Consider the following 23,627-nt stretch of genomic DNA (forward strand, 5'->3'; position numbering starts at 1 on the left):
GCTGCGTTCCTTTGGCTACAACCTTCAACGACGCGTCTTGAGTGGCCCGCCAGCCCCCGGCAGGTAGGTACGGGTCCGCCATTGGCTGTGCGGTGGCTCTTCGACTGTGCGCACCCTCCTCCGCGGGTCCCAACGCATGCTCATCCTGAACCACCATTCCGAACACAGCGTGCGCAGTTGTCTTGTCAGGGGCTGGGGTGCGAAGGTTCCCGTCTCCTCGGGCCCCCGGCGGCGCTTGAGCCACGCGATCAATGCCCAGAAGATGAGACCGGATAGCAGCATCAAGCCACTGGCCCAAAGCAGCCATGAGTCGTCCGAGGGCGTCTCTGGTGTCCGATTGCGCTGGCTGCCAGCAGCCGGCACAACGTTGAGACAGCGTCCGCCCACAATGAACGTCATCGTCACAGCAGCAACCAGCACGGCCACGAGATTCGCGCGCAGGGCAGCTACGGCTCGCACCACGTGAGTGGCAACCGTACCTGGGCTCTTGGCCATAACCTCAGCAGTCTCGGACTGTGTGTAGTCCAGCGCCTTTGTCGCCCACACCGCAGTGCGCTGCTGGGGAGAAAGGTCGTACAACGCCTTATACACAGCCATGCGGTTGGCGACCAGCTCGCTGAAATCTGCGACCTGGATGTCCTCTATTACAGGCCCTGCCCCAGTCAGCTCCGTGACCGGCTCTGTTCGGACGCACCGTCGGCGACTCAAACCCCGAACGTCGTTGCGAATCACCGCGTACAGGTACGCGCGTGGTTCACGAATGCTCGCAGGGGCTCGCAATGCCTTCGTGAACGCACTTTGCACGACATCCTCGGCGCTCGATACAGATTCGGTAAGGCCCTCCTCGGCCATCAGCCGACGAGCGAGCCCTACCATCTCGGCACGCCGATCCTTGTACAGGGCACCAAGGCTTGCCGCTGAGACCTCTGGCTCCTCAACCAAGGTTCCTCCCCCGCTTCCCGTCCAGCTCCTCACCGGTCAGCCCACTTACCACCCCGCGACGCGCTCGGACCAGAGCCGCCCTGGCCTGTGCCCGGTTACGGTAGGCCACACTGTCCACCCACTCCTTCAGTGCCGGGGTGAGAACGACAGCAATGGACAACAACGCGCCGGCTACGTCCACCGGACTACCTCCTCCGATCGGCGGCCCTCCACAGTGCCCTGCACTTCAGGGCGTAGGCCGTACGTATCTGAAGAGGCCGCGCGGGCTCATCCTCATGACAAGCCAGTACAAGTTTTTCTGCCCAGCTTCGTCGGCTCGGGCGTGGCTGAGGAGGGATGGTCGGCTCCGCTGTTTCGCTCCTCGGATGTGGTTCTGCGGCCAGCTGCTCCGCGCGGTCGAGCCGAGACCGCGTCGAGGGCTCGGTCGAGAATGCATTGCCATCCGGCTGCGCAAGGTCTTTAGCCTCTGAAACACGGCAGGCAACAAGCTCTGCTGGCCCCTGCTCCGGGTCAGGCACGCCACGATGACGCCATGCTGATCCCTACTTCCACCCATCCAGCGATACCTGAGGGCCACCGGTGAGATAGCGGTGGAGGGCGCTCGCGGTGGTGTCCACGAACTCCTCCGGGATGGCATCGGCATCGACCCAGCAGACCCGAGCATGCTTGCGAGGTTCGCGGTTCTCCGGTTCGCCGGTCCAGTCGTGCGCGGTGAAGACCACCGTGAGGAAGCCGTTGGGAGCTTCGACGCCCCAAGCGCCATGGATGACGTGGGCGACCTTCAGGGCCTCCGGCTTCACGGTCAGGCCGGTCTCCTCGTACAGCTCGCGCACCGCTGTCTCAGTGATCGGCTCACCGGGTTCGCTCTTGCCAACCGGGAGGTCCCACATGCCCTGGGCGAACTTGGCGTTCTGGCTGCGCTGGAGGAGGACGACGCGGTTGGCGGCCTTGTCGTGGACGATGACGGCGGCGACCAGCAGGGTCATGGATTCGAGGGCGGGCTTGAGGGCTTTGGGGTGGTCGTCGGTTGTCCGCTGAGCCACGGTTGTGTCCCTTCGTCGGCCGGTTGGTGGGCAGCTTAGGCCAGTGCTTCGCGTGCGCGGCGGGCCAGTTCGGCCGCCCCGGGCACCCTGCGCCGCTGGTAGACGGCGAGAGTGGAGCGGAGTGAGGTGATCGCCTTGCGGGTGCGGTCAGAGGTCATGCCCTCCATGAGAGTCAGGGCCTGGGACCAGGCGGCGACGGCCTCGTCGGCGCGGGCCTGTGCTGCGAGGCTGTCCCCGAGGTCGGCGTAGGTGAGGGCGTGGACCCGTTTGTACTTCTCGGGGTCCCAGCGGACCAGGGCGTCGCGGTGTTGTTGCTCGGTGCCTACGTGGTCGGCGAGGTCGGTCAGTGTGCGGGCGGTGTGGCTGGCCACGGTGCCGGCGGCCGGGCCGCTGACGCGGGAGTAGCTCGGCTGTGGGCCGTCGTCGCGTATGAGGGCGTCTTCGGCGGCGAGCAGGGCGCGGGCCGCTGCGGGCTTCTCGCCCACAGCGGCGTACGCGCGGGCATGGGTGATGTGGAGCAGCGCCTCGGTCTGGCCGTCGACGCGGCCCAGGCCGCGGGCCAGTGCGCCCTCGACGAGGTCGACGCAGTGGTAGGGCTGCTTGAGACTGAGGGCCTGGTGGGCGAGGGCACGCATCATCCAGGCGGCGTGGCCGTGCGGGTCGGCTTCGCAGGCGAGTTGGTAGCCGACCTGGTAGTAGCGCTGGGCGGCGCCTTCCTGGCCGAGGTCGTGGTGCTTCCACCCTGCGAGGTAGGCGAGTTCTGCGACGGCCCCGAAGGCTGCCCGGCGTAAGGCTTCGTTCGGGAACCGTCCGCGGAGCATGGGGGCGGCGGTGTCGGCGAGATACGCGGTGACGGTGGTAAGCCCATGGCCGCCACCGAGACGTTCGTCGGCGGCACTGAAAGCTGCGGTGATCTGGCGTACGACGTCCACGTCCTCCGCACCGACCAGGGAGCTGCCGGTGCGGGCTCGAAGCATGCGGGCAGTGGCCTCGTGGTCATACGCGAGGGGCATGGCGACGCCGGCTGCGGTGAAGGCGGCCACGACCAGGAAGCGTCGGCGTTCGACATCGGCACGGCCCAGGTCGGTCGCGGCGAGGACGGGATCAGCCTGCTCGGTCGGTGCCTCGCCCCCGCAGAGACCAATCTCCGTCTCAGTGACCGTGCGGCCTGCTCGCCTGGACAGTGCCTCGGCGAGGTACCGGGCGGTACGGCCGGTCGGCTGGCGGTTGCCGTTCACCCAATGGGAGACAGCCGACTTGTTGGTCTGGAGGGTCTCGCCGTTCTCGGCAGCGATGCGTCGGATGTCCTTCGCCAGAGCCTCAAAGGTGCAGCCCGTCGCCTCGATGGTCTCGCGCAGGCGGGAGTTGGGTTCTCTCTGCGCTGCCACGATCGCCTCCGCTCCGGAGCTGTAAACCGCGTATACCGCCTGGACTGCCTCTCACCGTACCCACTGTGCGTGACGGCGTGTTCACTGGATATCAGCCGCCCGGCCCGGTCCGACACCGCGACCAGGCTCCCCCCCTTCGGCCGGGCGGCTCCCTGAAGTTCCGTACGCCCGCTCCGGGTTCAGGCATGCCTGCGCCCGAACCCGGCCGATCAGAGACGGAGACACGGTGACCACCATCGACACCACGGCCATCACGGTCGAGCTGCCCCAGGCGTTCGACGAGCGCTGGAGCCGCCTGCCGGGCATCCAGGTCGACGGCCGGCGCATCACCATCAACCCGGCCGAGTACTTCTTCCGCTTCGAGTCCAACACCTGGCTCGTCGCTGACTGGGAGCTGGTCAAGTCCCAGCTCCTGGACGTGGCGGAGACCACCGAGAGCGCGATCGAGCAGCTCGCGTTGGACTTCATCAAGGCCCACGGCGAGTCCACCTCGGACGCCGCCCGCGTGCTGTCCACCGCCTACGAGGTGTATGCCTACCTGTTCCGCGACGAGCACCTCGTCGACCTCGGCCTGCCGCAGATCACCGCCGAGCACCTGCGGATGCTCCGCGAGGCGGCCACGCTGATGGCGCTCAACAAGGTCGAGCTGGACGGGCACATCTCCAACGTCGGCCCGTGCTGGTTCTTCCCCGCCGCCACCTCGGTCGTCTTCGACCTGGACGACGAGATGGGCGGGATGCTGGACGAGGTCTACCACGGCGGCTGGTTCAACGAGCACCGCCGCATCGAGTCCATCAAGGCCCACGCCGCCCTCGGCGGACGGCTCGTGCACGGCTGCCAGTCCGTGCCGGACCAGGCCGGCGGAGTCGTCGCACCCTACGGTGCGTCGATGACCGCCTTTCGCGACCACCTCGCAGCCTTCAAGGCCGACTGGATCGAGCAGGTCTACGCCCACCGCGTCAGCCCTGCCGCGTAGCACCACCGCCGCACACCAGGCTCCGGGGCGGGCAGGCACCTCTCGCCCGCCCCGGACGCCACCATCGCACTGGAGAGCCCTTCATGGACGCGACCCTCAACGCCGAACTCCTGGACAACCTGCTGACCCTCGCCAACCGCACCTGCGCATCGCGTGAACAGGTGCGCGTCTGGTCCATGTCCGGCGTCGAGCGCCTGACCTTCACCGACGGCAGCACCGCCATCTTCAAGTACGCCAGAAGGCCCTTCGACTGGGAGGACCAGGCACTCCGGTTGGCAAAAACGCTCGGCGTCCCCGTCCCTTCCGTTCACGCCTCCGCAGTCCTGGACGGCTGGCTCGGGATGCTGCTGGAAGACCTCGGCGCTCCCATCCGCGAAGCCGACGACCTCGACGGCGCCGCCGCAGCCGTGGTCCTGCACCGCACCCACACGGCCGCGGCCCTGCCGGTCCTCGATCAGGAAGGTCTGCGCGGCCTCCCGGCGCGAGCCTTGGAACACCTCGGCCACCTGCGCAAGGCCGACCGGTGGGAGGACACCCACGACATCGAGGACGCTCTCGACGGCATCGCCCAAGCTGCTGAAGCGCGCTCGGGCGGCGCCACGGTCGGCCCGTTCGGCTGGGTGCACTCCGAGTTCCACCCCACCAGCCTCCACATCGGCCGACGCGGCTGGCGCCTGCTGGACTTCGCCCGCGCCTTCACCGGCCCCGGCCTGCTCGACCTCGTCAGCTGGCACGGCACCATCGAGGACCCCGACCCCGTACGTCTGCGCGTCTTCCTGGAGACGTACGTCACCGAGGGCGGCACCCCCGACGCACTCGCCGAGCGAGGCGGGCTCCCGGCCGAGAAGTGGGCGCTGGGCTGGCACCGCGTCTGGGCCGTCGAGTGGTTCATGGAGCAGTCCATCCGCTGGATCAACGACCCGGCCACCGACCCCGCCTACATCAAGGCCGTACGCCGACACCTCACCGACGTCCTCCACCTCCTGGAGGTCTGACGTGCTCGCCCAGGCGTCCCCCTGGTACGTCCACGCCCTCCAGCGCACCACGGCCAGCCCCGCCGAGCCCCTGTCCGTCCCCGCGCGGATGGAATGGACCACGCGGCCCGGAGGCAGCCCCGGCGCCGAAATCCTCGGACCGGATCTGCGCCGCAAGCGACTGCTGGAACTTGGCTGTGGCCCCGGCCACAACGCCGCCCACCTCGCCACCCGCTACGGCGCCCACGTCACCGGCGTCGACCTCGTCGGCCTGCAGGTCCGCCGCGCCCGCTCGCACTACGGCCGGCTGAACAACCTCACCTTCGTCGCCGGACACGCGCTGCACTACCTGCAAGCCTCCGACGAGCACTTCGACGCGATCTACTCCGTCTTCGGAGCGATCGGCCTCGTCGCCCCTGAGCTTCTGCTCCCGGCCATCGCCCAGCACCTCAAACCCGGATGCACCCTCGCCTTCTCCGTCCCCCACCCCCAGCGCGGCGGCAGACGCCCTTCCACTGACGACCGGCCCGGCCGCGACTACGTCACCCTCCCCGACCGCATGCGCCTGCCCATCGCACGCTGGGAGTTCGACGCCGAACGCTGGGAGAAGCACCTCGGACGAGCGGGCCTCTGGCTCGCCTCGGCCCAGGAATTCCACGACGCCCGCCACGGCCTCTGGCCCACCACCCTGCTGATCACCGCGCGCAAGCTCTGACCCCAGCCCCCGGCTCCCTGGGAGAACCCGATGCGCCCGCCCTACCTGCTCCTCGACGTCGACGGCGTCCTCATCCCCTTCCCGGACGCGGAAGGGACCGGTCCCGAGACCCACACCCGCCACGACGTCGTTCCCGCCGACCGAACCGCCGACAACCCGGTCACCATCTGGCTCAATCCAGCCCACGGCCCCCTGCTCATGCACGTGATACGAACCGGCCTGGTCACCCCCGTCTGGTGCACCAGCTGGCGCCAGGACGCCACCACACTCATCGGCCCACTCCTCGGCCTCCCGCCCCTGCCGCACGTCGAGTTGCCGCGTCCGCAGATCACGACCAGCCACCCCAACGGCTACCTGTGGAAACGCGACCACGTCGACGCCTGGCTCGGCGACGCGCCCGCCATCTGGATCGACGACGACTTCACCGACCTCGACCACGAATGGGCCAGGGAGCGCACCGCCCGTGGCCATGTCACCGCCCTGGTTCAGCCGGACCCGCACGTCGGGCTCCTGGCAGAGCACTTGGTCGAGGTCTTGGCTTGTGCCGCCCTGTTGCGCGTCGCGCGGGCTGACGCCTCAGGCGTCCCATGTGAAGCGAAGGTCGCCTAGCGCGGCAAAACCGCAGGAATCGCTGATGCCCTCGTCACCAAGAAGGAGCGAGGGCATCAGCGTTGACAGCTGTGTCGCCGGGAGGCAGGCAGTGTTGGTCCCTACCGACGCTGCCGGTGCTGATGTTCGGTGAGCGTCGATGCCGCAGCTGTGATCTGGTGACCACGGCTCTGGGAAGTGCCGACCGAGCCCGCGATGGTCGAGCGTCGACGGGCGGCTTCGGCGCGGCGGTTGGGGGCCGGGTTTCGGCCGGTGTGCTGGATGCGGGTGATCATGACGCGGGCGGGCTGGCGGGCGGTGGTCAGTTCGCGTTGGGCGGCGGCCTCCTTGAGGAGCTGGTGGGGTTGGTGGCCGCGGGCTTCGGCGTCTGCGAGGACGGTGGCGAGTGCCGGCCAGGCCGGGTCGGTAAGGATCCGCTCGGCGTGGTCGGGGACTGCCGCTCGTACGTCTCCACCACGGCGATCTCGCAAGTACCGGCGCCGGGCGGTACCTGGAGTAGCGTGGTGAGCGCGAGGCGATTCCCGTGTTCGCAACGCATCCCGAACGGGTGGTCCGCTCATGGCCGACTCCGACATATCCCATGCTTCCCGGCATCTGCCAAGTGGTGTACACCATGCCGTGCGACCGGGGAGCGCATTGCTCCGGCTGGAGACGACGGCATCACGCGAAGGCGTCCTCGACGGTGCGTGGTGGCCACGGTCGCGGGACATCGGAGCCGAGTTGCCCGCGCTGCTGAGCGCCCTCGCCGAGCACTTGGGCCCTCTGAGCCGGGTCGGGCTGGACGCCACAGCTTGGGAGGGGCTCCCGACGCGGATCGTCATCGACGACCGCGTGGTGCACGTGGACTCCTTCCCAGTGGGTGATGGCACCATCTTGATCACCCGGGGCGACAGGGACCACTTCTCGCTGCTGGTCATCCCCCCGGAGGCGACGCCCGAGGCCGCTCACGCGGCGATGGCGCAGGCCGTCCTGGCCGGCAACGTCAGCTCTGCGGAGCAGATCCTCATCGACACAGGAGGCGGGCAGACGGCGTCGGGCTGATGAGTCGCCGCGGGCGGGGCAGACTCGGCGGTGCGGTCAGCCGCGCCACTCCACCAGGAGCAGCGTCGCATCGTCCGTGGTCTGGCCACCCCGTGCCCGCTTGAGTGTGTGCGACAGGGCACGCGCCACCGCCCGGACCCCGCGGCCGGTTCTCTCCAGCCCGTTCACCCAGTCGATCAACTGCTCCTCCCCGAACTGCTCCTCGCCCGTCGCGTGCTCCTCGATCAGCCCGTCGGTGAAGCACAGGACGCGGTCTCCCCGTTCCAACCGCAGCGCACTTACCTCCGGCTCCGCACCGCCAAGGCCCACGGGGAGAGTCGTCGGGCCGACCAGTCGGCGCGTGACACGGTGGTCGCGGACCAATATCGGCGCGGGGTGGCCGGCATTGACCCACTGCAGGTGGCCCGTCGTCGTGTCCAGCCGCATCATCTGCGCGGTGACGAAGTGGTCGGCGCCGAACTGCTTCGCCACGGCGTCGTCCATGAAGGCGTAGATCTCCGTCAGGCCGGTGCTCAGGCGGCGGGCGTAGCGGTACGCGCCGATGGCCACGGTGGCCATGGTGGCCGCGCCGAGGCCGTGCCCCATCGCGTCGATCATGGCCAGGTGGAGGACGTCGCCGTTGAGCGCGTAGTCGAAGCTGTCCCCCGCCACGTCGTACGCGGGCTCCAGGACTCCGGCCAGGGCGACGTGCGGCATGATCATGGCCAGGGGCGGCAGCAGCGCCCACTGGATCTCGGCGGCCACGCTCATCGGTTCACGGCGTCGGGTACGGAAGAACAGGTCGGAATATCCGTGTTTGGTCACCAGCAGGTCGGCCACCAGAGCGGAGAGCCGGCGCAGCATGCGGCGGTCGTCGTCGTCGACCCGGTCCAGCGTCACGGCCATGACGCCCACCTGGTCGCCGCCGTCGAGCAGCGGCAGGTGGACGCGTACGCCGTCGCCCTCGGGCAGCTCGACGGGCAGCGCACCGAGAAAGCAGCGGCCCGCGGCGGAATCGTCGATCACCTGGGGGTCCCCGTCCGTGAGGCCCTCGCCGGGCAGGGGTACGAGCAGCAGCTGGCCGTAGTCCTGCAGCAGGATCTGCGGACGGCGGCCTCCCAGCCGCTCCATCATGTCGGCGACCAGTGGGCCGACGAGGTGGGGCGGAAGCTCATGCGCGCGATCGAGAACCGTCCCGAGGAGCGCTTCCCCGAAGCTCTCGGAGCGGTCCGCGCGCGGTTCGGCCGTCATCCGCTCACCCGACGTGATCCACGCGGACACGGGCGGCGGCGGTGGCCGACGAAAGAGCTGCCGGTCCCATCAGTCCATCATGGGCCGTTCCGCTGCCTGCCGCTCTCCTGGCCGAGGCCGTCCTCGACACGGGCGAGGATGCGCTGAGCCGACTGCGTGTTCCGGGGATCGGCGGCGGCCGTCAGCAGCCGGCCGGCCGCTCCCGTCGGCTCGTCGGGCGGGATAACCAGCAGCTTCCAGCGCCCGACGGTGCCGCACTCCAGGGTGATGGCATGCGCTTCGTCGGCGGTGTCGCTCAGGACGACCTCGATCATGTGGTCGGGCGCCGGCACTGTTCCTGGGGCGTCGGGCCACGCGGCACTCCCCACCGTGACGCGGGTGACCGTACCCTGGCCAGGGTCCAACGAGCCCACGAGGGCGGGCAACTCCAGCTCCAGGACGTCACACCGCGGCCACCATGCTCCGTCGAGCGGGCCGTGGCTGGACTCCGGGGTGAGGCTCAACCGTGCCAGCGGCATCCGGGACGTGTGCTCGTCATCCGGTGGCATACCTTCGGCCGGGCGGTGCGAGGGAGTCCATCGTGCGATCCCGTCCCGGGCAGTGAAGGCGCTGCCCTCGTTCGTCACTCGCCGGGAACGGCGCCGCCAGATCGTGCGCCCGACATGCTCTCGGTGTCTCCCAGGCTACGCCCGGCTCGGGCCCAAGGCCGGAGGCGCCGGTACCGGCCCGTTCGCCGGGAACAGGACCAACACGCAGGGTGTGCCCAGACCGGGCAGCCCCACCATCTCCCCGCAATTTCGCCAGCCCCAGGACTCGAATGCGGCCTGGCCGGCCTGGTCTGCCGGACGGATCAGGGCGACTCCGAGCGCGGTGTGCCGGTCTGCCAGCAGACGCTGTTGCAGACGGCGACCGATGTCTCGGTGTTGGGCGTGATGATGCGCCACGACCTGGGTGAGGAGCAGGAACCGGGCACAGCCAGTGAGCCGCTGGACGCTCTCCTGCAACCCCCGGTCCGAGCGGACACCGGGGCCCACCGGGAATCCGAAGGCGCACCCCACCAGCACGGTCGTTTCGGCGACCAGCAGCGCGAAGCCGGGCCGTCGGGCACTGACGGCAAGCCGCCCCAAGAAGTCGCCCCGCGCCCGGTCCGCGCTCGCTGACAAGCCCGCGACGGGTTGCACGGCCAGGTCGGCGATGTCCTCGCTCATGTCCTCCGCCTGCCAGCGGGTCAGGCGGCGGAGACGGATCCCGTCCTTCACGACTGGTGCACTGGCAGGGTCGCCGCCGCCCTGCTGCTCGTCGGCCGATGGAGACGCTCCCGGCAACTCACTGAGCAGGGAGGCGGAGCCGGTGACGGCGAGAAGTCGGGTGATCTGCGCGCACGGATGGTGCAGCCGCACGAAAGCATGCACCCGGTCCGCGCGCTGCGACGCCGTCAGGAAGACGTCCAGGCCCTTGGAGTCACAGGAGCCGACCGTGGTGAGATCTACATCGATGCCGGTCACGCCGTCGCGCAGGCACTGCTCCAACGCGGTCCGCAGCAAGGGCGCTGTGGCCGGCCCGATCGCGCCGACGAGCGTGACGAGGGCCCGCTCTCCCCGGTCACGCCGGTGAATGTCCAGCCGCTGCACGACCGTCACGCCGCCCCTCGGCAGGGAAGGGCGATAACCGGGGAGGGTCGCGGAGTTGCTGTGCTCGCCGTGGCCATGATGCCGACCCGTCTCCGCACCGTCCGCTCGGGCGGCCCGGGTCTCGTCTCTCGCCGAGGACGACCCGACAGGACAGCCGGAGTGCGTGATGCCCGCGGTACTTTCACCGTACGTCGCCGGCAACCGGGAATGTGGCGCCGGGCAGACTCATCCGCGCCGAGCACACCGCCTGCCGAACGGTCCATGGAGACCTCCGCGGCAGACGGCCCACTCGTGGGCACTCTGCCTGACCCCATACCTACGGGGTATCCACCGCCCCTGGGCCCAAGCACGTTCCGCAGGCCACGGGCACATCCGCTCACGCATCGCTCACGCACTGGCTCGAAAACGAAGCAGCGCCCGAGCCAGCCGAAGCCGACCCGAGCGCTGCGTAGCAGGTCAGGGGCCATATCCCCCGCCTACCAGCCGTAGGCCCTGTGGGACTCGAACCCACAACCAATGGATTAAAAGTCCACTGCTCTGCCAATTGAGCTAAGGGCCCAGGCGATGTTGCCTGTCCGAGCATAGCCGGACGCGGCCGTGTCTCCGATCGGGTATCGGTGACGCGGCCGCGTCGGGAGGGGAGCAAGGCTCCGGATGGTCACTTTTCGGCCAGCTCCGGGGCCCGGGTCCGCTCCTCGCGGAGGAACCAGTGGCGGGCCGAGGCCAGCCACCAGGTCGCGGCGAAGCCGAGGACGACCAGGACGGCGACCGGGGCGTAGTTGAAGGTCTTCCAGGTGACCGGGGAGACCTGCGGGAGCATGAAGAGGATGGTGATCGCGGCCACCCACAGCACCGAGACCACGCCGATCGCACCCGACCAGCGGCCCAGGTGCCAGGGCCCGCGTTCGAAGGCGGCCCCCTTGCGGACCCGCAGGAAGGTCGGGATGACGTACGCGATGTAGAGGCCGATGACGGCGATGGAGGTCACCGCCGCGTACGCCGTCGAGTTGATCAGGTAGGGCAGGCCGAGGACGAGGGCGGCCAGCGCGGCCAGCCAGACCGCGGCCACGGGGGTGCGGGTGCGGGGGCTGACCGTGTGCCAGACGCGGGAGAAGGGCAGCGCGCCGTCGCGTGAAAAGGCGTAGATCATGCGGCTGTTGGCGGTCACCGAGGCCATGCCGCAGAAGAGCTGGGCGCCGATCACCACCAGCAGCAACAGCTTCCCCGTCGTCGCTCCGAGCGCGTCCAGGAGGATCTGGGCCGGGGGCACGCCCGTCGGGGACGCCAGTTCCTTGTCGTACGACTGGATCGCGAACGTGAAGCCGAGCAGGAGCACGAAGCCGGCGATCCACGACGTCCAGATCGAGCGGACGATGCCCTTAGGGCCCGCCGTGGAGGCGTCGTGGGTCTCCTCGGTCATGTGGGCGGAGGCGTCGTAGCCGGTGAAGGTGTACTGGGCCATCAGGAGGCCGAGCAGGACGACGTAGGTGCCGCTGCCCCAGCCCGTCTCGTTGACGAACTTCGTGAACACGAACGTCGCCGACTGGTGGTGGTCGGGGACGAAGGCGAGCGCGCCGACGATCACGGCGACGCCCAGCACGTGCCACCACACGCTCACGTCGTTCAGAACCGCGACGATCCGGACACCGAAGGTGTTCAGCAGGCCGTGCAGGATCAGGATCGCCGCGAAGATGAGGACCGTGCGGCCCGGGGTCACCTTGAAGCCGAACTGGAGGTCCAGGTACGCGCCCAGGAAGGAGGCGGCGCCGAAGTCGATGCCGGCGGTCACCGCGACCTGGCCCAGCACGTTGAACCAGCCGGTGAACCAGGCCCAGGCCGCCGCCGAGCGGGGTGGTGCGAGGCGGTGCGCCCAGAAGTACAGGCCCGCCGAGGTGGGGTACGCCGAGCAGATCTCGGCCATCGACAGGCCGACGAACAGGGTCATCAGGCCCACTGCCACCCAGCCCCAGGTGATCACCGCGGGGCCGCCGGTGGTCATGCCGAAGAGGTAGAGGGTCAGGCAGCCGGACAGGACCGAGATGATCGTGAAGGAGACGGCGTAGTTCGAGAACGCCGACATCCGGCGAGCGAGGACCTGTGTGTATCCGAGCTGGGCCAGCCGGTCCTCGTCCGACAGCCCACTCACTCTCGCGTCATCTGTCATGCCCCCAGCAATTCCCTCGCCGGGGGCGTGACATGCGCCACGGGGTGGCTGAAAACGGGGCTAGAAGAGGCCCTTGTATCCGCCCCAGCCGCTCCCGATCTTCGTAGGGGCGCCGAACGACCCCTTTCCGTCACCGGCGCTGCGGTACAGATTGCCCGCGGTGTCCCGCTCGACCAGGTCGTTCTTGCCGTCACCGGTGATGTCGCCGACGCCGACGACCGCGTTGTACGCGGCACCCCACTTCGTGAAGACCTTGACCCGCGTCTTCAGCTTCCCGGCCCCGGCGCCGTCGTAGCGCCACAGCGTGCCCGAACCGTCCCGGGTCAGCACGTCTCCGATCCCGTCGCCGTTCAGGTCCCCGGCACCGACGATCTTCGTGTAGCCCTGCCAGGCCGAGGCGATCTTCTTCCCGGCCGCGAGCGTGCCGTCGCTCTTCGCGGCGAACAGGTACACATCCCCGGTGGACGCCTTGCGCGCCAGCAGGTCGGCCCGCCCGTCGCCGGTGAGGTCGCCCGGCGAGGTGAGCACGTTGTACGCGTTCCAGCCGGTGCCGAGCTTCGTGTACGGCGTGGACGTGCCCGGCGCCGCGCCGCAGGGGACCTTGTAGCCGCGCAACGAACCGTCGGTCATGCGCACCAGCACGTCGTTGCAGCGGTCCCCGTTCAGGTCGCCGAAGGGCACCGCGACCGCCTTCGTCGACCAGCCCCCGGCCGAGACCTTCCCGGTGAATCCGCCCTTGCCGTCGCCCTGCTGGAAGGTCAGGGTGCCGGAGGAGCCGAGGGTGAGGAGGTCGGCGAGGCCGTCCCGCCCGACGTGGTCCCGCCGCACCGGCGCGGCGAGGGTTCCGGCGGGCAGGATGTGGATGCGTTCGGCCGCGTCCACGTACGCCACCCGGTTCCCGTTCGCTTCGAGCGTCCAGCGGATGCCCCGGTCGGAGGCGACGCGCCCGTCCAGGTTCGGCGTCGCGGGCAGGTCGGCCACGTCGGCGGTGACCGCCTTGCCGGAGCGGACATCGGTGCGGACCAGCTTGCCGCGGGCGGTGTCGTGCCGGATCAGGAAGCCGTCGGCCAGCAGGGCGTCACCGGTCGGCACGGCCACCGAGCGGCCCCGGGAGCGGTCGAACACACCGGCCGTCCCCCGCGCCGTACAGGCCCAGTAGACCCAGCGGCCGACGGCCTGCACCTCGTCGGGCACACAGCCCGAGCCGACGTTGACGTCCACGGCCGGGTTGCTCGTCCCGAGCCGGGTCAGGGTCAGGTGGCCGGCGGTGGACGCGGTGGTCCACAGCTGGCCGGCCCAGACGGTGGCGGCCGTCGCCGTACGCGTCGCGACGACCTTCATCTGCGTCCAGTCGTAGACGTACTGCTTGGTGTCGTCGGACACGACCGTGTACCGGCCGTCCGCCGCCACCACGTGGGAGTAGGGCCCGCCGACCGTCACGGTGTCCACCAGGCCGGAGGGCCGGCGACGGTAGAACGCTCCGCCGGTGCCTCCCGGGGTGTCGTCGTACACGACGGAGCCGTCCCCGAGGCCGAAGAGACGCACACAGGCCCACTGCGTGGGGCACGGCTTGACCCAGCCGCCGCCCTGACGCACCGGGCCGACCTGCGCCGGTGAACCCGCCGAGACCGTACGGGAGTTCCACATGACGTCGTACGACGGAGGTGCGGTCTGGTCGGTGTAGGTGAGCGTGCCGCCCGCGAGGGACACCCCGTCGACGGGCGCCGGCACCGGTGGAAGGTCGACGATCTTCGTGACCGTCAGCTCGCCCCCGGACGACTGGGCCAACCGCCGCACGCCCCAGTCCTCCGGTCCCGAGCCGCCCTCGACGACGGCCGACCCGTCCGGCGCCGCCTGGAGGGAGATCTGCGCCCGGGGCACCAGCTGCTGCCAGTCGCCCCCGCTCAGAGGCATCGTCAGCAGCGCACGGGTGCTGTCGTCGACGGCGACCAGGTGGTCCCCGACGACGGTCAGCGCGATCTTTCCGGCCGTGGCGGACGCCGGGATCTCGACGGCCGGTCCCTGCGGGTCGTCCCGGCGGACCAGCCGGGCGCCCAGGCTGGGCTTCCACCAGCCCACGTAGTCGTGGGTGAGCAGCGGATTCCAGGCCAGACTCGGCTTGTACGGCTCGAAGACGGGGGTGACCGTCGCGTTCCGGACGTCGACGAGGGCGAGTTGGGTGAGGAAGATGTTCGGGTCGTCCGTGGGCACGCGGTAGTGCAGCAGCAGCGAACGCGCGTCCCGCGGACCCGGCGTCTGGATCTTCGCGCCCTCGGGGAAGCCGCTCACGACCGTGTCGGACGTGCCGCCGTCGGCCGTGGGTCTGAGCACGTGCACCGCACGCATGTCCAAGAGGCCGCTGCCCTCGTAACCGACGACCGCCACGCCCGCCACTCCGGCCGAGTGCAGGGTGCCGGGCAGGGTGACCGTGCCCCGGTCCGCGCCGGTGGCAATGTCCCGGAACCGGGCGGCGTACGGGCTCCGCCCCAGCACCTCGACCGCCGTGTCGGACTGCGCCAGACCGAGCTGCCCCTGCGTCCCGTCCCAGCGCGAGAACTCGGTCAGGTCCCGCGACTGGCCCGTCGCGTAGTCGGTCCACTGCTGATGGGCCACGCCCTCCGGCTGCGACAGCAGCCCGGTGTCGCCGTACCCCTCCAGCCCCGCATAGCGCGGGGCGGTCCTGACCCCGGCGGGCAGCATGGTCTCGCCCACCGCACCGGCGGCCGTCGCCGCCCCAGCTGCCCCGACAACCCCTGGTGAACCCACGGCAAGCGCGAGAACGGCGGCCATCGCCGCGCCCCCGAGCAGCCGCCGTCGTACGAACGTGCGGCCCTTCACGGAACCCCCCGGTCCCTCGACCCGTGACTGTGAATGAAATGTGCATGTCCTAAGTGGGCGACGGGAGCGTATCAGTGAGTGGTCCTGGTGCCCGCCGGGGATTTCGGAACACGCCGAAGTCCCGGGCCGGCCGGGTTTCCGGGGCATGCGAAAGGGCCCGTACGAACGGTGTCGTACGGGCCCTTGTCAGGTCATGCAGGGTGAGGCGTGGCGTCAGCCGTTGCGCTTCCAGCGCGGCTTGTCCTCGCGGCGGCCGAAGGAGGAGCCGTTGCCGCGGTGGTCGTCACGGCGGCCGTAGGGACGCTCGTGGCCGCCGGTGCGGAAGCCCGGACGGTCGTCGCGGCGGTCACGGTTGAACGGACGGTCGCTGCCCCGGTGCCCACCGCGCTCGTCGCGGCGGAAGCCGCCACGGTCGTCACGACGCTCGAAACCACGGCCACCCCGGTCGTCACGGCGCTCGAAGCCACGGTCGGCGCGGTCGTCGCGACGGTCACGGTCGAACGGACGACGGTCGTCGCGACGCTCGGCGCGGTCGCGGTCGAAGCCACGGCCGCCACGGTCGTCACGGCGCTCGAAGCCACGGCCACCGCGGTCGTCACGGCGGTCACGGTCGAACGGACGACGGTCGTCGCGACGCTCGAAGCCACGGCCGCCACGGTCGTCACGACGCTCGAAGCCACGGTCGTCACGGCGGTCACGGTCGAAGGGGCGGCGGTCGTCACGACGGTCGCGGTCGAAGCCACGGCCGCCACGGTCCTCACGACGCTCGAAGCCTCGGTCGCCGCGCTGCTCACCCCGGTCCCGGTCGAAGCCGCGCCGCTCCCGGCGCTCGTACGGCGCCGAAGCCGCCGGACGCTCCTCGCGCTCGGTCTCCCGCTGCGCCGGCACCTCGGCCACGGCCGCGAGTTCCTCCGCCGCCGTCGCCTGAGCCTCGGCCACCGCGGCCTCCGGGTCCTCGCCGCGCTCGCGGGCGACCCGGGCGACCAGCCGGTCGGCCTCCTCGCGCAGCTCGGTCGCACGGCGCTGGGCGCGCTCCAGCTGCTTGGTGAGCTGGGCGACCTCGCGCTCGGCCTGCTGGGCGGCGTTGGCGGCGGACTCGGCCTGGACCTCGGTCATGGAGCGGGCGCCGGTGATCTCGGCGACCTCCGGGTCGAAGGCGGCGCCGCCCTGGATGATGTGGCGGGCCGCGTCGACGCCGGCGTCCTCCATCAGGCGGAAGATCTGGCGCCGCTGGTGCGGCAGGGAGAGGGAGACGACCGTGCCGGTGCGGCCCGCGCGGGCCGTACGGCCGGCGCGGTGCAGGTAGTCCTTGTGGTCGCCCGCCGGGTCGACGTTCAGGACGAGGTCGATGCCGTCGACGTGGATGCCGCGGGCGGCGACGTCGGTGGCGACCAGGACGTTGACGTACCCGTCCTTGAAGTCGGCCAGGGTGCGGGTGCGGGCGCCCTGGGTCATGCCGCCGTGCAGCGCGTCGGCCTTCACGCCCGCCTCGCGCAGCTGCTCGGCGACGCGGTCGGCGCCCAGCTGGGTGCGGACGAAGATGATCGTGCGGCCCTTGCGGGAGGCGATCGCGGCCGTGACCGGCGCCTTGTCCTTGGGCTTCACGATGAGGATGTGGTGCGACATGGTCGTCACCGCGCCCTGGGCCGCGTCCACCTCGTGGGAGACGGGGCTGTTCAGGTAACGGTCGACCAGGGTCTGGATCTCGTTCTCCATGGTGGCGGAGAAGAGCATGCGCTGGCCGCCGGCCGGGACCTGGTCGAGCAGCTCGGTGACCTCGGGCAGGAAGCCCAGGTCGGACATCTGGTCGGCCTCGTCGAGGACGGCGATCTGGACGTCCTGGAGGGAGCAGGCGCCGCGGTTGATGATGTCGCGCAGGCGGCCCGGGGTGGCGACCAGGATGTCGACGCCGCGCTCCAGGGCGTAGATCTGGTTGCCCATCGAGGTGCCGCCGCAGACGACCTTCATCTTCAGGCCGACGACGTCGCCGTACGGCTGGAGGGCGTCGGCGACCTGCATGGCCAGCTCGCGGGTCGGGGTGAGGATGACGGCGCGGGGCCGCTTCTTCTCGGTGCGGCCGCCGGCCAGCTGGGCCAGGGTCGGCAGACCGAAGGAGAGGGTCTTGCCGGAGCCGGTGCGGCCACGGCCGAGGATGTCCTTGCCGGCCAGGGCGTCCGGGATGGTCGCGGCCTGGATCGGGAAGGGGGTCGTCACGCCGTTCTGCGCGAGCTTGCGCACAACGCCCTCGGGCAGGCCGAGGTCGGCGAAGGTGGTCTGGGGGGTGGTGTCAGCGGCCTCGGGGGCCTCGGTGATCTCGGCCGTCGCGTCGGTGAGCTCCTTGTCGAGCTCATCGAGCTCGTTGAGCTCGTTCTCGGACACGACGAACTGATCAGTACTGGACACGGACATGCGAATGCGAAACCTTCCGGAGTCTCGTCGGCACGCGCCCGTCAACTCCGTGATTCGCTCACGACCGCCTCGATGCGGTCCGCCACGGCAAAGGAGAGTACGCGCCACACGGCGCGCTCTGTGGTGGCGCCGGGCAAATGGGATCAAACGATCTGCCACCATACGCACTCACTGCCCCTGATGGCAAACCGGCTCCATATCCGCAGGTGAGCCGCACCTTTGGTGCGTCCGGAGATCACGCCGCGACGTTCGCCCCGGGCTCCGGTGCCGGTTCGCGCTCGACGAGCTGTGTCCCCGGCCCCTCATGGGCCGAGGAGGACGGCTCGGCCGACGGGGGCTCGGAGGTCGCCGGTGGCGGGGTGGAGGCGGGCGGCGGGGGCGGGGCGGAGGTGACCGGAGGCGTCGGCGGGGCGTTGGTCGGCGCCGGGCCGCCGGGGTCGGCGGTCCCGCCGGGCTTGCCGGGCTTCGCCGGGACCGCGGGCGAGCTGCCCTCGCCGGACGAGGCGGTGGCCGACGAAGAGGCCGATTCCTCTCCCGGCTTCTTCTTGCCGCCGTGCTCGTGCTCGCCGTCACCCCTCGCGCCGTCGTGCCCGCCGGGGCCGCCGGCGTCGTCCACCGGGCCGCCGTCGGACCCCCCGCCCCCGTGCCGCCCCACGGAGTGCGAGGGCCTGGTCCGGCCCGCGTCGTCGCCCACGTTCACACAGCCGGCGGCAGCGGCGAGGGTCAGCACCGTGACGGTGAGCCGGACGGGTACGGACAAGGGGCGCACGGCGGCCACCTCCGGAGGCAAGGAAAGGAGTCAACCTCCCCAACTCCCGCCGCCCACAAGAGGACACGCGCCCCGCACGCATCCCCGCGCGACCACACGCCCCTCACGGCCGCCCGGCCGCGCCCGCGTCACCCCCGGCGCCCACCGATACCCGGGGCTGTCTCACCCATACCCAAGGGTGTGCAGCCGGGCATCGTCGATGCCGAAGTGGTGGGCGATCTCGTGCACCACGGTCACCTCGGTCTCCACGACGACGTCCTCGCGCGACTCGCACATCCGCAGCGTCGGCCCGCGGTAGATGGTGATCCGGTCGGGCAGCACCCCCGCGTACCACTCGCCCCGGTCGGTCAGCGGCGTGCCCTCGTACAGTCCGAGCAGCCCGGGGTCGTCGGCGGGCGGTTCGTCCTCCACGAACACCGCCACGTTGTCCATGAGCCGCATCAGCTCCGGCGGGATCCGGTCGAGCGCCTCGGCGACCAGTTCCTCGAACTCCTCGCGCGTCATCTCCAGCACAGGGTCATTGTCCGGTACGAGGGCCCGTACGAGAGCGGTGCGCCACCGCATATCCGCCCGGGTACATGGGCATACGGCACCAATGGTCCGCGTCTCCGTCGCAGCCCTCCGCACGATGACGAACCGCATGCGCAGCACGACCATCCCGCTGCGCCCCCACCGCCGCGGCACCCACCGGCTCCCCGCGCTGGAACTCGCCGCCCGCCCCCGCCCCTGGCTCCGCGCGCTCGGCCTCACGGCTGTCGTCCTCGTCGGCGCCTGGCTGGGCCTGCTGATCGTCGGAAACGTACGGGCCCCGGTCGGCCCGATGAACACGACGATGGCGCTGCGCCCCTCGCTCACCGGCGGTACGAAGATCAACGTCTCGCCGCTGGGCGCGCTCACCCTGGACAGCCATGTGGCCCCGCTCCGCCTGGACGTCAACGTGGACCAGCTGGATCCGCTCCGCGCGCAGGCCCTCGTCGACCACCCCGAACGGATCTCCGGCCTCCAGGACGAGGTCGCCAGGGACGTCGAGCACGACACGCTGGACCTGGCCCTGCGCTCTTGTGTCGCCGTGGTGGCCGGCGCCTCGGCCCTCGGGCTCGCCGTCTACCGCAGCCCCCGCCGCGCCCTGGCCGCGGGCGGCCTCGCCCTGGCCCTGCTGGCCGCGTCCGGGGCGAGCGCGTACGCCACCTGGAACCCGAAGTCGGTCCTGGAACCGAAGTTCTCCGGGCTGCTCACCTCGGCACCGGCGGTGGTCGGCAACGCGCGCAGCATCGTCACCGAGTTCGATGTCTACCAGAAGGAGCTGGCCCGCCTGGTGACGAATGTGACGAAGCTCTACGACGTCACCTCCACACTCCCGGCCTACCAGCCGGACCCCTCCACCATCCGGGTCCTGCATGTGTCGGACATCCACCTCAACCCGGCGAGCTGGAAGATCATCGCCTCGCTGGTGGAGCAGTACAAGGTGAGCGTGATCGTCGACTCCGGCGACACGATGGACCACGGTACGGCGGCGGAGAACGGCTTCCTGGACCCGATCCGGGACCTGGGAGCGCCGTACGTCTGGGTGCGGGGCAACCACGACTCCCGGACCACCCAGCGCTATCTGGAGCGGATGAAGAACGTGCACGTTCTGGACGACGGCCGGGCGCAGACGGTCGCGGGCCTGCGTTTCGCGGGCATCGGGGACCCGCAGTTCACCCCCGACCGCTCGGTGGTGCCCGGCGGCAACGCGGCCGAGCAACTGGCCGGCGACCGGCTGGCCAGCGCCCTGCGCGACCAGCGGGTGGCCGGCACCCCGGTCGATGTCGCGATCGCCCATGAGCCGTCGGCGGCCCGTGAGACGGACGGCGCGGTGCCCCTGGTGCTGTGCGGCCATCTGCACCACGAGGGGGACGAGATGCTGCCCTACGGCACCCGGCTGCGCATGGAGGGTTCCACGGGCGGAAGCGGGCTGCGGGCGCTGGAGCGCACGTACCCCGCGCCCATCGAGGCCTCGATCCTCTATTTCGACCGCGACAGCCACCGTCTCCAGGCCTGGGACGCGATCAAACTGGGCGGGCTGGGCGAGACGACGGCCGAGGTCAGCCGCCATCTGGCGGACGAGAACCGACCGAGGACCACACCTTCCCCGGGCACCCCGTCCCCCTCCTCCCCCGCCTCGTCGGCCCCCTCGCCGTAAACCGTTTTGGCGATACTCCCCGCCATCCCATATGCTTCTCACGTCCCCGACGCGCTGAGAAGCGCCCAGGCGGGCCGATAGCCCTCATCGTCTAGCGGCCTAGGACGCCGCCCTTTCAAGGCGGTAGCACGGGTTCGAATCCCGTTGGGGGCACGCAATACCGTGTGCGACACTGTTGCACGCAAGCTTGGTCCTGTGGAGCAGTTTGGAGTGCTCGCCACCCTGTCAAGGTGGAGGCCGCGGGTTCAAATCCCGTCAGGACCGCTGGTGTTTCACGTGAAACACCGTGGCTGGGTAGCTCAGTTGGTACGAGCGTCCGCCTGAAAAGCGGAAGGTCGCCGGTTCGACCCCGGCCCCAGCCACAACCGCCCTGACCAGGGCTTGAGCCCCTCCCCGATTCCACCGGGGAGGGGCTCTTTCGTGTCGCCCACCACCTAGGGGGCGAGCCAAGCGGCGATGACCTGGGCTTTCCCAGGTCATCGCCGTTTTTTCAAGAACGTACGCTCAGGGCACGTACGACCGAGTGTTGCTGGCCCACAGGGCGCCGCCCTTACCGGGACCGCCGGTGCTCGTGTAGACGACGAAGTTGCCGTCCGTCTGCAGCAGGGCGTACGCGCCGCTGTGGCCGTTGGTGTGGGTGGACCAAAGCGCGCTGCCGGTGCTCGAGTAGACGACGAGGTTGCCGTCGGTCTGCATGTAGGCGTAGGCGCCGGAGTGGCCGGAAGTGCCGGTGGACCAGATCGCCTTGCCGTCGTGCTTGCGGTAGATCACGAAGTTGCCGTCCGGCTGCATCACCAGGCGGGTGTACTGAGTCTGGGCCCACCAGCCGCCCTGGAGCTTCTGACCCGAGCCGATCTTCGTCGACCGCGTGTAGGTGCCGTCCGACCACAGCGAGCCGCCGGTGCCGGGCCCACCGCCGGAGCCGTAGACCACCATGTTGCCGTCGTCCTGCACCAGGAAGTAGGCGCCGCTGTGGCCGTTGGTGTGGGTGGACCAGAGCGCGCTGCCGGTGCTCGAGTAGACGACGAGGTTGCCGTCGGTCTGCATGTAGGCGTAGGCGCCGGAGTGGCCGGAGGTGTGGCTGGACCAGATCGCCGGGCCACTGCTACTCGTTCCGTTCGTCTTGAGGTAGGCGACCAGGTTGCCGTCGCTGCCCATCGCAAGCGTGATGTTCGCGCTGCTCAGACGGTGGCCGGTGGTGAGCTTCTGGCCTGGCTGCAGCGAGTTGACCGTGCCCGCGCCGCCGGCGAAGGCGGTGGTGCCGTTGGGGGTGCCGAGGCCGGTCGGGCCGTCGTAGCCGTTGCCGGCGGTGCACAGGTAGCTCGGTGAGCAGGTGCCGTCGCTGCCCGAGGTGACGTCGTTCAGCGCCGACGTGTGGCCGTAGAGGTACGAGGACGGGTAGCTGTTCGCGGTCGGGGTGCCGGCGAGCGCGTAGGTGGCCGCGATGAGGGGCGAGGAGGCGCTGGTGCCGCCGTAGACGTCCCAGCCGGAGGCGCCGTAGGTGTCGTAGACGGCGACGCCGGTGGCCGGGTCGGCAACCGCGGAGACGTCGGCGACGGTGCGCTTGCTGCAGCCGGTGTCGGACTGCCAGGTGGGCTTGGCCTCGTCGGCGGAGCAGCCGGATCCGGTGCCGTCGGTGCTGTCGCTGGACCAGACCGACTCGCTCCACCCGCGGGTGTTGCTCGCGCGGCTGAGGGAGGTGCCGCCGACGGCCGTGACATACGGGGAGGAGGCCGGGTACTCGGCGCCGTAGCCGTTGTCTCCGGCGCTGACGGTGATGGCGACGCCGGGATGGTTGAAGTACTGGACGTCAGCGGTGGTCTCGGTCGGATCCTCGGGGCCGCCGAAGGAGTTGGAGACGTACTTCGCGCCGAGGGCGACGGCCTCGTTCTCGGCCTTGCCGATGTCGGTCATGTCGGTGGAGGAGGCCTCGACGAGCAGGATGTGGCACTGCGGGCAGGCGGCGCTGACCATGTCGAGGTCGAGCGAGATCTCGCCGGCCCAGCCGGAGTCCGCGCTCGGGTAGGTGGTGCCGCCGGTCTGGTTCACCTTCTTGAAGCAGCCGTTGGCCGTGGTGCAGGCGGAAAGGCCGTACTGGGACCGGTAGGCGGCGAGGTCGGACTCGGCGTTGGGGTCGTCCATGGCGTCGACGACCGCGACGGTGCGGCCCGAACCGGCGGTGGCGGACGGCAGGTTGTAGGCGCTCTGCAGGTCCGAGGGGCCGTAACCGGACGGAGTGGTGTTCGGGCTGACGCTCAGGTGCTGGACGACGTCGGTGCGAGCCTCGGCGAGGCACGCCACGTGGCCCGGCGTGGTGGCGTGGGCGCACAGGTGTTTGACGTGGGACGCCCCGGTGGCCGACGGTGCGGCGGACGCGGTAGCCGTGAGCCATCCGGTCGATATGAGTGCCGTGGTGGACAGCAAGGCGGCGGTGGATGCCGCCCGACGTCTCCTTGAGAGCAAGGAAATGCCCTTCTTGTGGTGGTGACGATGGGGACCGAGTGGTCTGCCCATGCCAATCGGATGCCGCCGATCAATGCCGATGCGAGATCCGCAGGTGGGGGCGCAGGAACGCTAGCCACACGGCCGACCACGAACAACGCGGAACAGGTAAATCCTTGATCTGAGTTGCCTACGCAGCCGACGGGGTTCAGCCCTATGATCAAGGCGCGCCCCACCTGGACGCGGCCCGAAAAGCGGAAGGTCGCCGGTTCGA

At 70.3% G+C, this 23,627-nt stretch carries 18 protein-coding genes, 4 tRNA genes and 1 pseudogene; 9 read left to right on the top strand and 14 right to left on the bottom strand.

Features of this window, described 5'->3' with window-relative positions; genetic code table 11:
- Positions 1-24 precede the first annotated feature (24 nt).
- The 3 genes from ACWCQS_RS14585 to ACWCQS_RS14595 form a co-directional block, all read right to left on the bottom strand.
- Positions 25-975, bottom strand: coding sequence for an RNA polymerase sigma factor (locus ACWCQS_RS14585; protein WP_451004773.1), 951 nt, complete (start codon positions 973-975; stop codon positions 25-27).
- A gap of 509 nt (positions 976-1,484) precedes the next feature.
- On the bottom strand, positions 1,485-1,985 hold the full coding sequence (locus ACWCQS_RS14590; protein WP_451004774.1) for an NUDIX domain-containing protein: 501 nt from the start codon (positions 1,983-1,985) through the stop codon (positions 1,485-1,487).
- Between the two features lie 35 nt (positions 1,986-2,020).
- Positions 2,021-3,373, bottom strand: a complete 1,353-nt coding sequence (locus tag ACWCQS_RS14595; protein ID WP_451004775.1) for a helix-turn-helix domain-containing protein — start codon at positions 3,371-3,373, stop codon at positions 2,021-2,023.
- Between the two features lie 226 nt (positions 3,374-3,599).
- Between ACWCQS_RS14595 and ACWCQS_RS14600 the strand changes: the two genes are divergently transcribed.
- From ACWCQS_RS14600 to ACWCQS_RS14615, 4 genes are all read left to right on the top strand, one after another.
- Entirely contained in the window at positions 3,600-4,349 is a 750-nt protein-coding gene (locus ACWCQS_RS14600; protein WP_451004776.1) for a hypothetical protein, read from the top strand.
- A gap of 83 nt (positions 4,350-4,432) precedes the next feature.
- Positions 4,433-5,344, top strand: a complete 912-nt coding sequence (locus ACWCQS_RS14605) for an aminoglycoside phosphotransferase family protein (protein ID WP_451004777.1) — start codon at positions 4,433-4,435, stop codon at positions 5,342-5,344.
- A 1-nt stretch (position 5,345) separates the two neighbouring features.
- Complete coding sequence (locus ACWCQS_RS14610) at positions 5,346-6,038, top strand: class I SAM-dependent methyltransferase (RefSeq protein WP_451004778.1); 693 nt, start codon at positions 5,346-5,348, stop codon at positions 6,036-6,038.
- Between the two features lie 30 nt (positions 6,039-6,068).
- A complete protein-coding gene (locus ACWCQS_RS14615; protein ID WP_451004779.1) occupies positions 6,069-6,647 on the top strand; it encodes an HAD domain-containing protein in 579 nt (192 codons plus the stop codon).
- Positions 6,648-6,748: 101 nt separating this feature from the next.
- Here ACWCQS_RS14615 and ACWCQS_RS14620 read toward each other — a convergent pair.
- Positions 6,749-7,099, bottom strand: a pseudogene (locus ACWCQS_RS14620) (mobilization protein); the annotation flags it as partial.
- Between the two features lie 106 nt (positions 7,100-7,205).
- Between ACWCQS_RS14620 and ACWCQS_RS14625 the strand changes: the two are divergent.
- Positions 7,206-7,688: a DUF5994 family protein gene (locus ACWCQS_RS14625; protein WP_451004780.1), complete on the top strand. Its 483-nt coding sequence runs from the start codon at positions 7,206-7,208 to the stop codon at positions 7,686-7,688.
- Between the two features lie 36 nt (positions 7,689-7,724).
- Here the strand turns inward: ACWCQS_RS14625 and ACWCQS_RS14630 are convergent, their stop codons facing one another.
- The 9 genes from ACWCQS_RS14630 to ACWCQS_RS14670 all read right to left on the bottom strand — a co-directional run bounded on the left by ACWCQS_RS14630 (position 7,725) and on the right by ACWCQS_RS14670 (position 19,242).
- Entirely contained in the window at positions 7,725-8,918 is a 1,194-nt protein-coding gene (locus ACWCQS_RS14630) for a PP2C family protein-serine/threonine phosphatase (RefSeq protein WP_451004781.1), read from the bottom strand.
- A gap of 77 nt (positions 8,919-8,995) precedes the next feature.
- Positions 8,996-9,436, bottom strand: a complete 441-nt coding sequence (locus ACWCQS_RS14635; RefSeq protein WP_451004782.1) for a DUF5994 family protein — start codon at positions 9,434-9,436, stop codon at positions 8,996-8,998.
- Between the two features lie 165 nt (positions 9,437-9,601).
- Positions 9,602-10,558 (bottom strand): STAS domain-containing protein, encoded by a 957-nt coding sequence (locus ACWCQS_RS14640; protein WP_451004783.1) that lies wholly within the window; start codon positions 10,556-10,558, stop codon positions 9,602-9,604.
- A 477-nt stretch (positions 10,559-11,035) separates the two neighbouring features.
- Positions 11,036-11,108 (bottom strand) — tRNA-Lys (locus ACWCQS_RS14645).
- Between the two features lie 99 nt (positions 11,109-11,207).
- The gene (locus ACWCQS_RS14650; RefSeq protein ID WP_451004784.1) at positions 11,208-12,713 is read right to left on the bottom strand and encodes an amino acid permease; all 1,506 of its coding nucleotides are present in this window, start codon (positions 12,711-12,713) and stop codon (positions 11,208-11,210) included.
- 60 nt (positions 12,714-12,773) lie between these two features.
- Positions 12,774-15,551 carry an FG-GAP repeat domain-containing protein gene (locus tag ACWCQS_RS14655; RefSeq protein ID WP_451004785.1) on the bottom strand — a complete coding sequence of 926 codons (2,778 nt, stop codon included), beginning with the start codon at positions 15,549-15,551 and terminating at the stop codon, positions 12,774-12,776.
- A gap of 213 nt (positions 15,552-15,764) precedes the next feature.
- Positions 15,765-17,960, bottom strand: a complete 2,196-nt coding sequence (locus ACWCQS_RS14660) for a DEAD/DEAH box helicase (protein WP_451004786.1) — start codon at positions 17,958-17,960, stop codon at positions 15,765-15,767.
- 235 nt (positions 17,961-18,195) lie between these two features.
- Entirely contained in the window at positions 18,196-18,729 is a 534-nt protein-coding gene (locus tag ACWCQS_RS14665; RefSeq protein ID WP_451004787.1) for a hypothetical protein, read from the bottom strand.
- A gap of 162 nt (positions 18,730-18,891) precedes the next feature.
- Entirely contained in the window at positions 18,892-19,242 is a 351-nt protein-coding gene (locus ACWCQS_RS14670) for a metallopeptidase family protein (protein WP_388622413.1), read from the bottom strand.
- A 127-nt stretch (positions 19,243-19,369) separates the two neighbouring features.
- Here ACWCQS_RS14670 and ACWCQS_RS14675 point away from each other — a divergent pair, with 127 nt between their 5' ends.
- The 4 genes from ACWCQS_RS14675 to ACWCQS_RS14690 all read left to right on the top strand — a co-directional run bounded on the left by ACWCQS_RS14675 (position 19,370) and on the right by ACWCQS_RS14690 (position 21,273).
- Positions 19,370-20,911: a metallophosphoesterase family protein gene (locus ACWCQS_RS14675; protein WP_451004788.1), complete on the top strand. Its 1,542-nt coding sequence runs from the start codon at positions 19,370-19,372 to the stop codon at positions 20,909-20,911.
- An 80-nt stretch (positions 20,912-20,991) separates the two neighbouring features.
- Positions 20,992-21,064, top strand: a tRNA-Glu gene (locus ACWCQS_RS14680).
- A gap of 36 nt (positions 21,065-21,100) precedes the next feature.
- A tRNA-Asp gene (locus ACWCQS_RS14685) sits at positions 21,101-21,175 on the top strand.
- Between the two features lie 24 nt (positions 21,176-21,199).
- A tRNA-Phe gene (locus ACWCQS_RS14690) sits at positions 21,200-21,273 on the top strand.
- 142 nt (positions 21,274-21,415) lie between these two features.
- Here the strand turns inward: ACWCQS_RS14690 and ACWCQS_RS14695 are convergent.
- Positions 21,416-23,335, bottom strand: coding sequence for a hypothetical protein (locus tag ACWCQS_RS14695; protein WP_451004789.1), 1,920 nt, complete (start codon positions 23,333-23,335; stop codon positions 21,416-21,418).
- Between the last annotated feature and the right edge of the window lie 292 nt (positions 23,336-23,627).

The organism is Streptomyces sp. NPDC002076 (assembly GCF_053593835.1).

Excerpts from the sequence above, each read along its gene's own strand:
- ACWCQS_RS14605 (WP_451004777.1), top strand. The coding sequence starts at position 4,433 with ATGGACGCGACCCTCAACGCCGAACTCCTGGACAACCTGCTGACCCTC.
- ACWCQS_RS14615 (WP_451004779.1), top strand. The coding sequence starts at position 6,069 with ATGCGCCCGCCCTACCTGCTCCTCGACGTCGACGGCGTCCTCATCCCC.
- ACWCQS_RS14625 (WP_451004780.1), top strand. The coding sequence starts at position 7,206 with ATGGCCGACTCCGACATATCCCATGCTTCCCGGCATCTGCCAAGTGGT.
- ACWCQS_RS14630 (WP_451004781.1), bottom strand. The coding sequence starts at position 8,918 with ATGACGGCCGAACCGCGCGCGGACCGCTCCGAGAGCTTCGGGGAAGCG.
- ACWCQS_RS14635 (WP_451004782.1), bottom strand. The coding sequence starts at position 9,436 with ATGCCGCTGGCACGGTTGAGCCTCACCCCGGAGTCCAGCCACGGCCCG.
- ACWCQS_RS14650 (WP_451004784.1), bottom strand. The coding sequence starts at position 12,713 with ATGACAGATGACGCGAGAGTGAGTGGGCTGTCGGACGAGGACCGGCTG.
- ACWCQS_RS14660 (WP_451004786.1), bottom strand. The coding sequence starts at position 17,960 with ATGTCCGTGTCCAGTACTGATCAGTTCGTCGTGTCCGAGAACGAGCTC.
- ACWCQS_RS14675 (WP_451004788.1), top strand. The coding sequence starts at position 19,370 with ATGCGCAGCACGACCATCCCGCTGCGCCCCCACCGCCGCGGCACCCAC.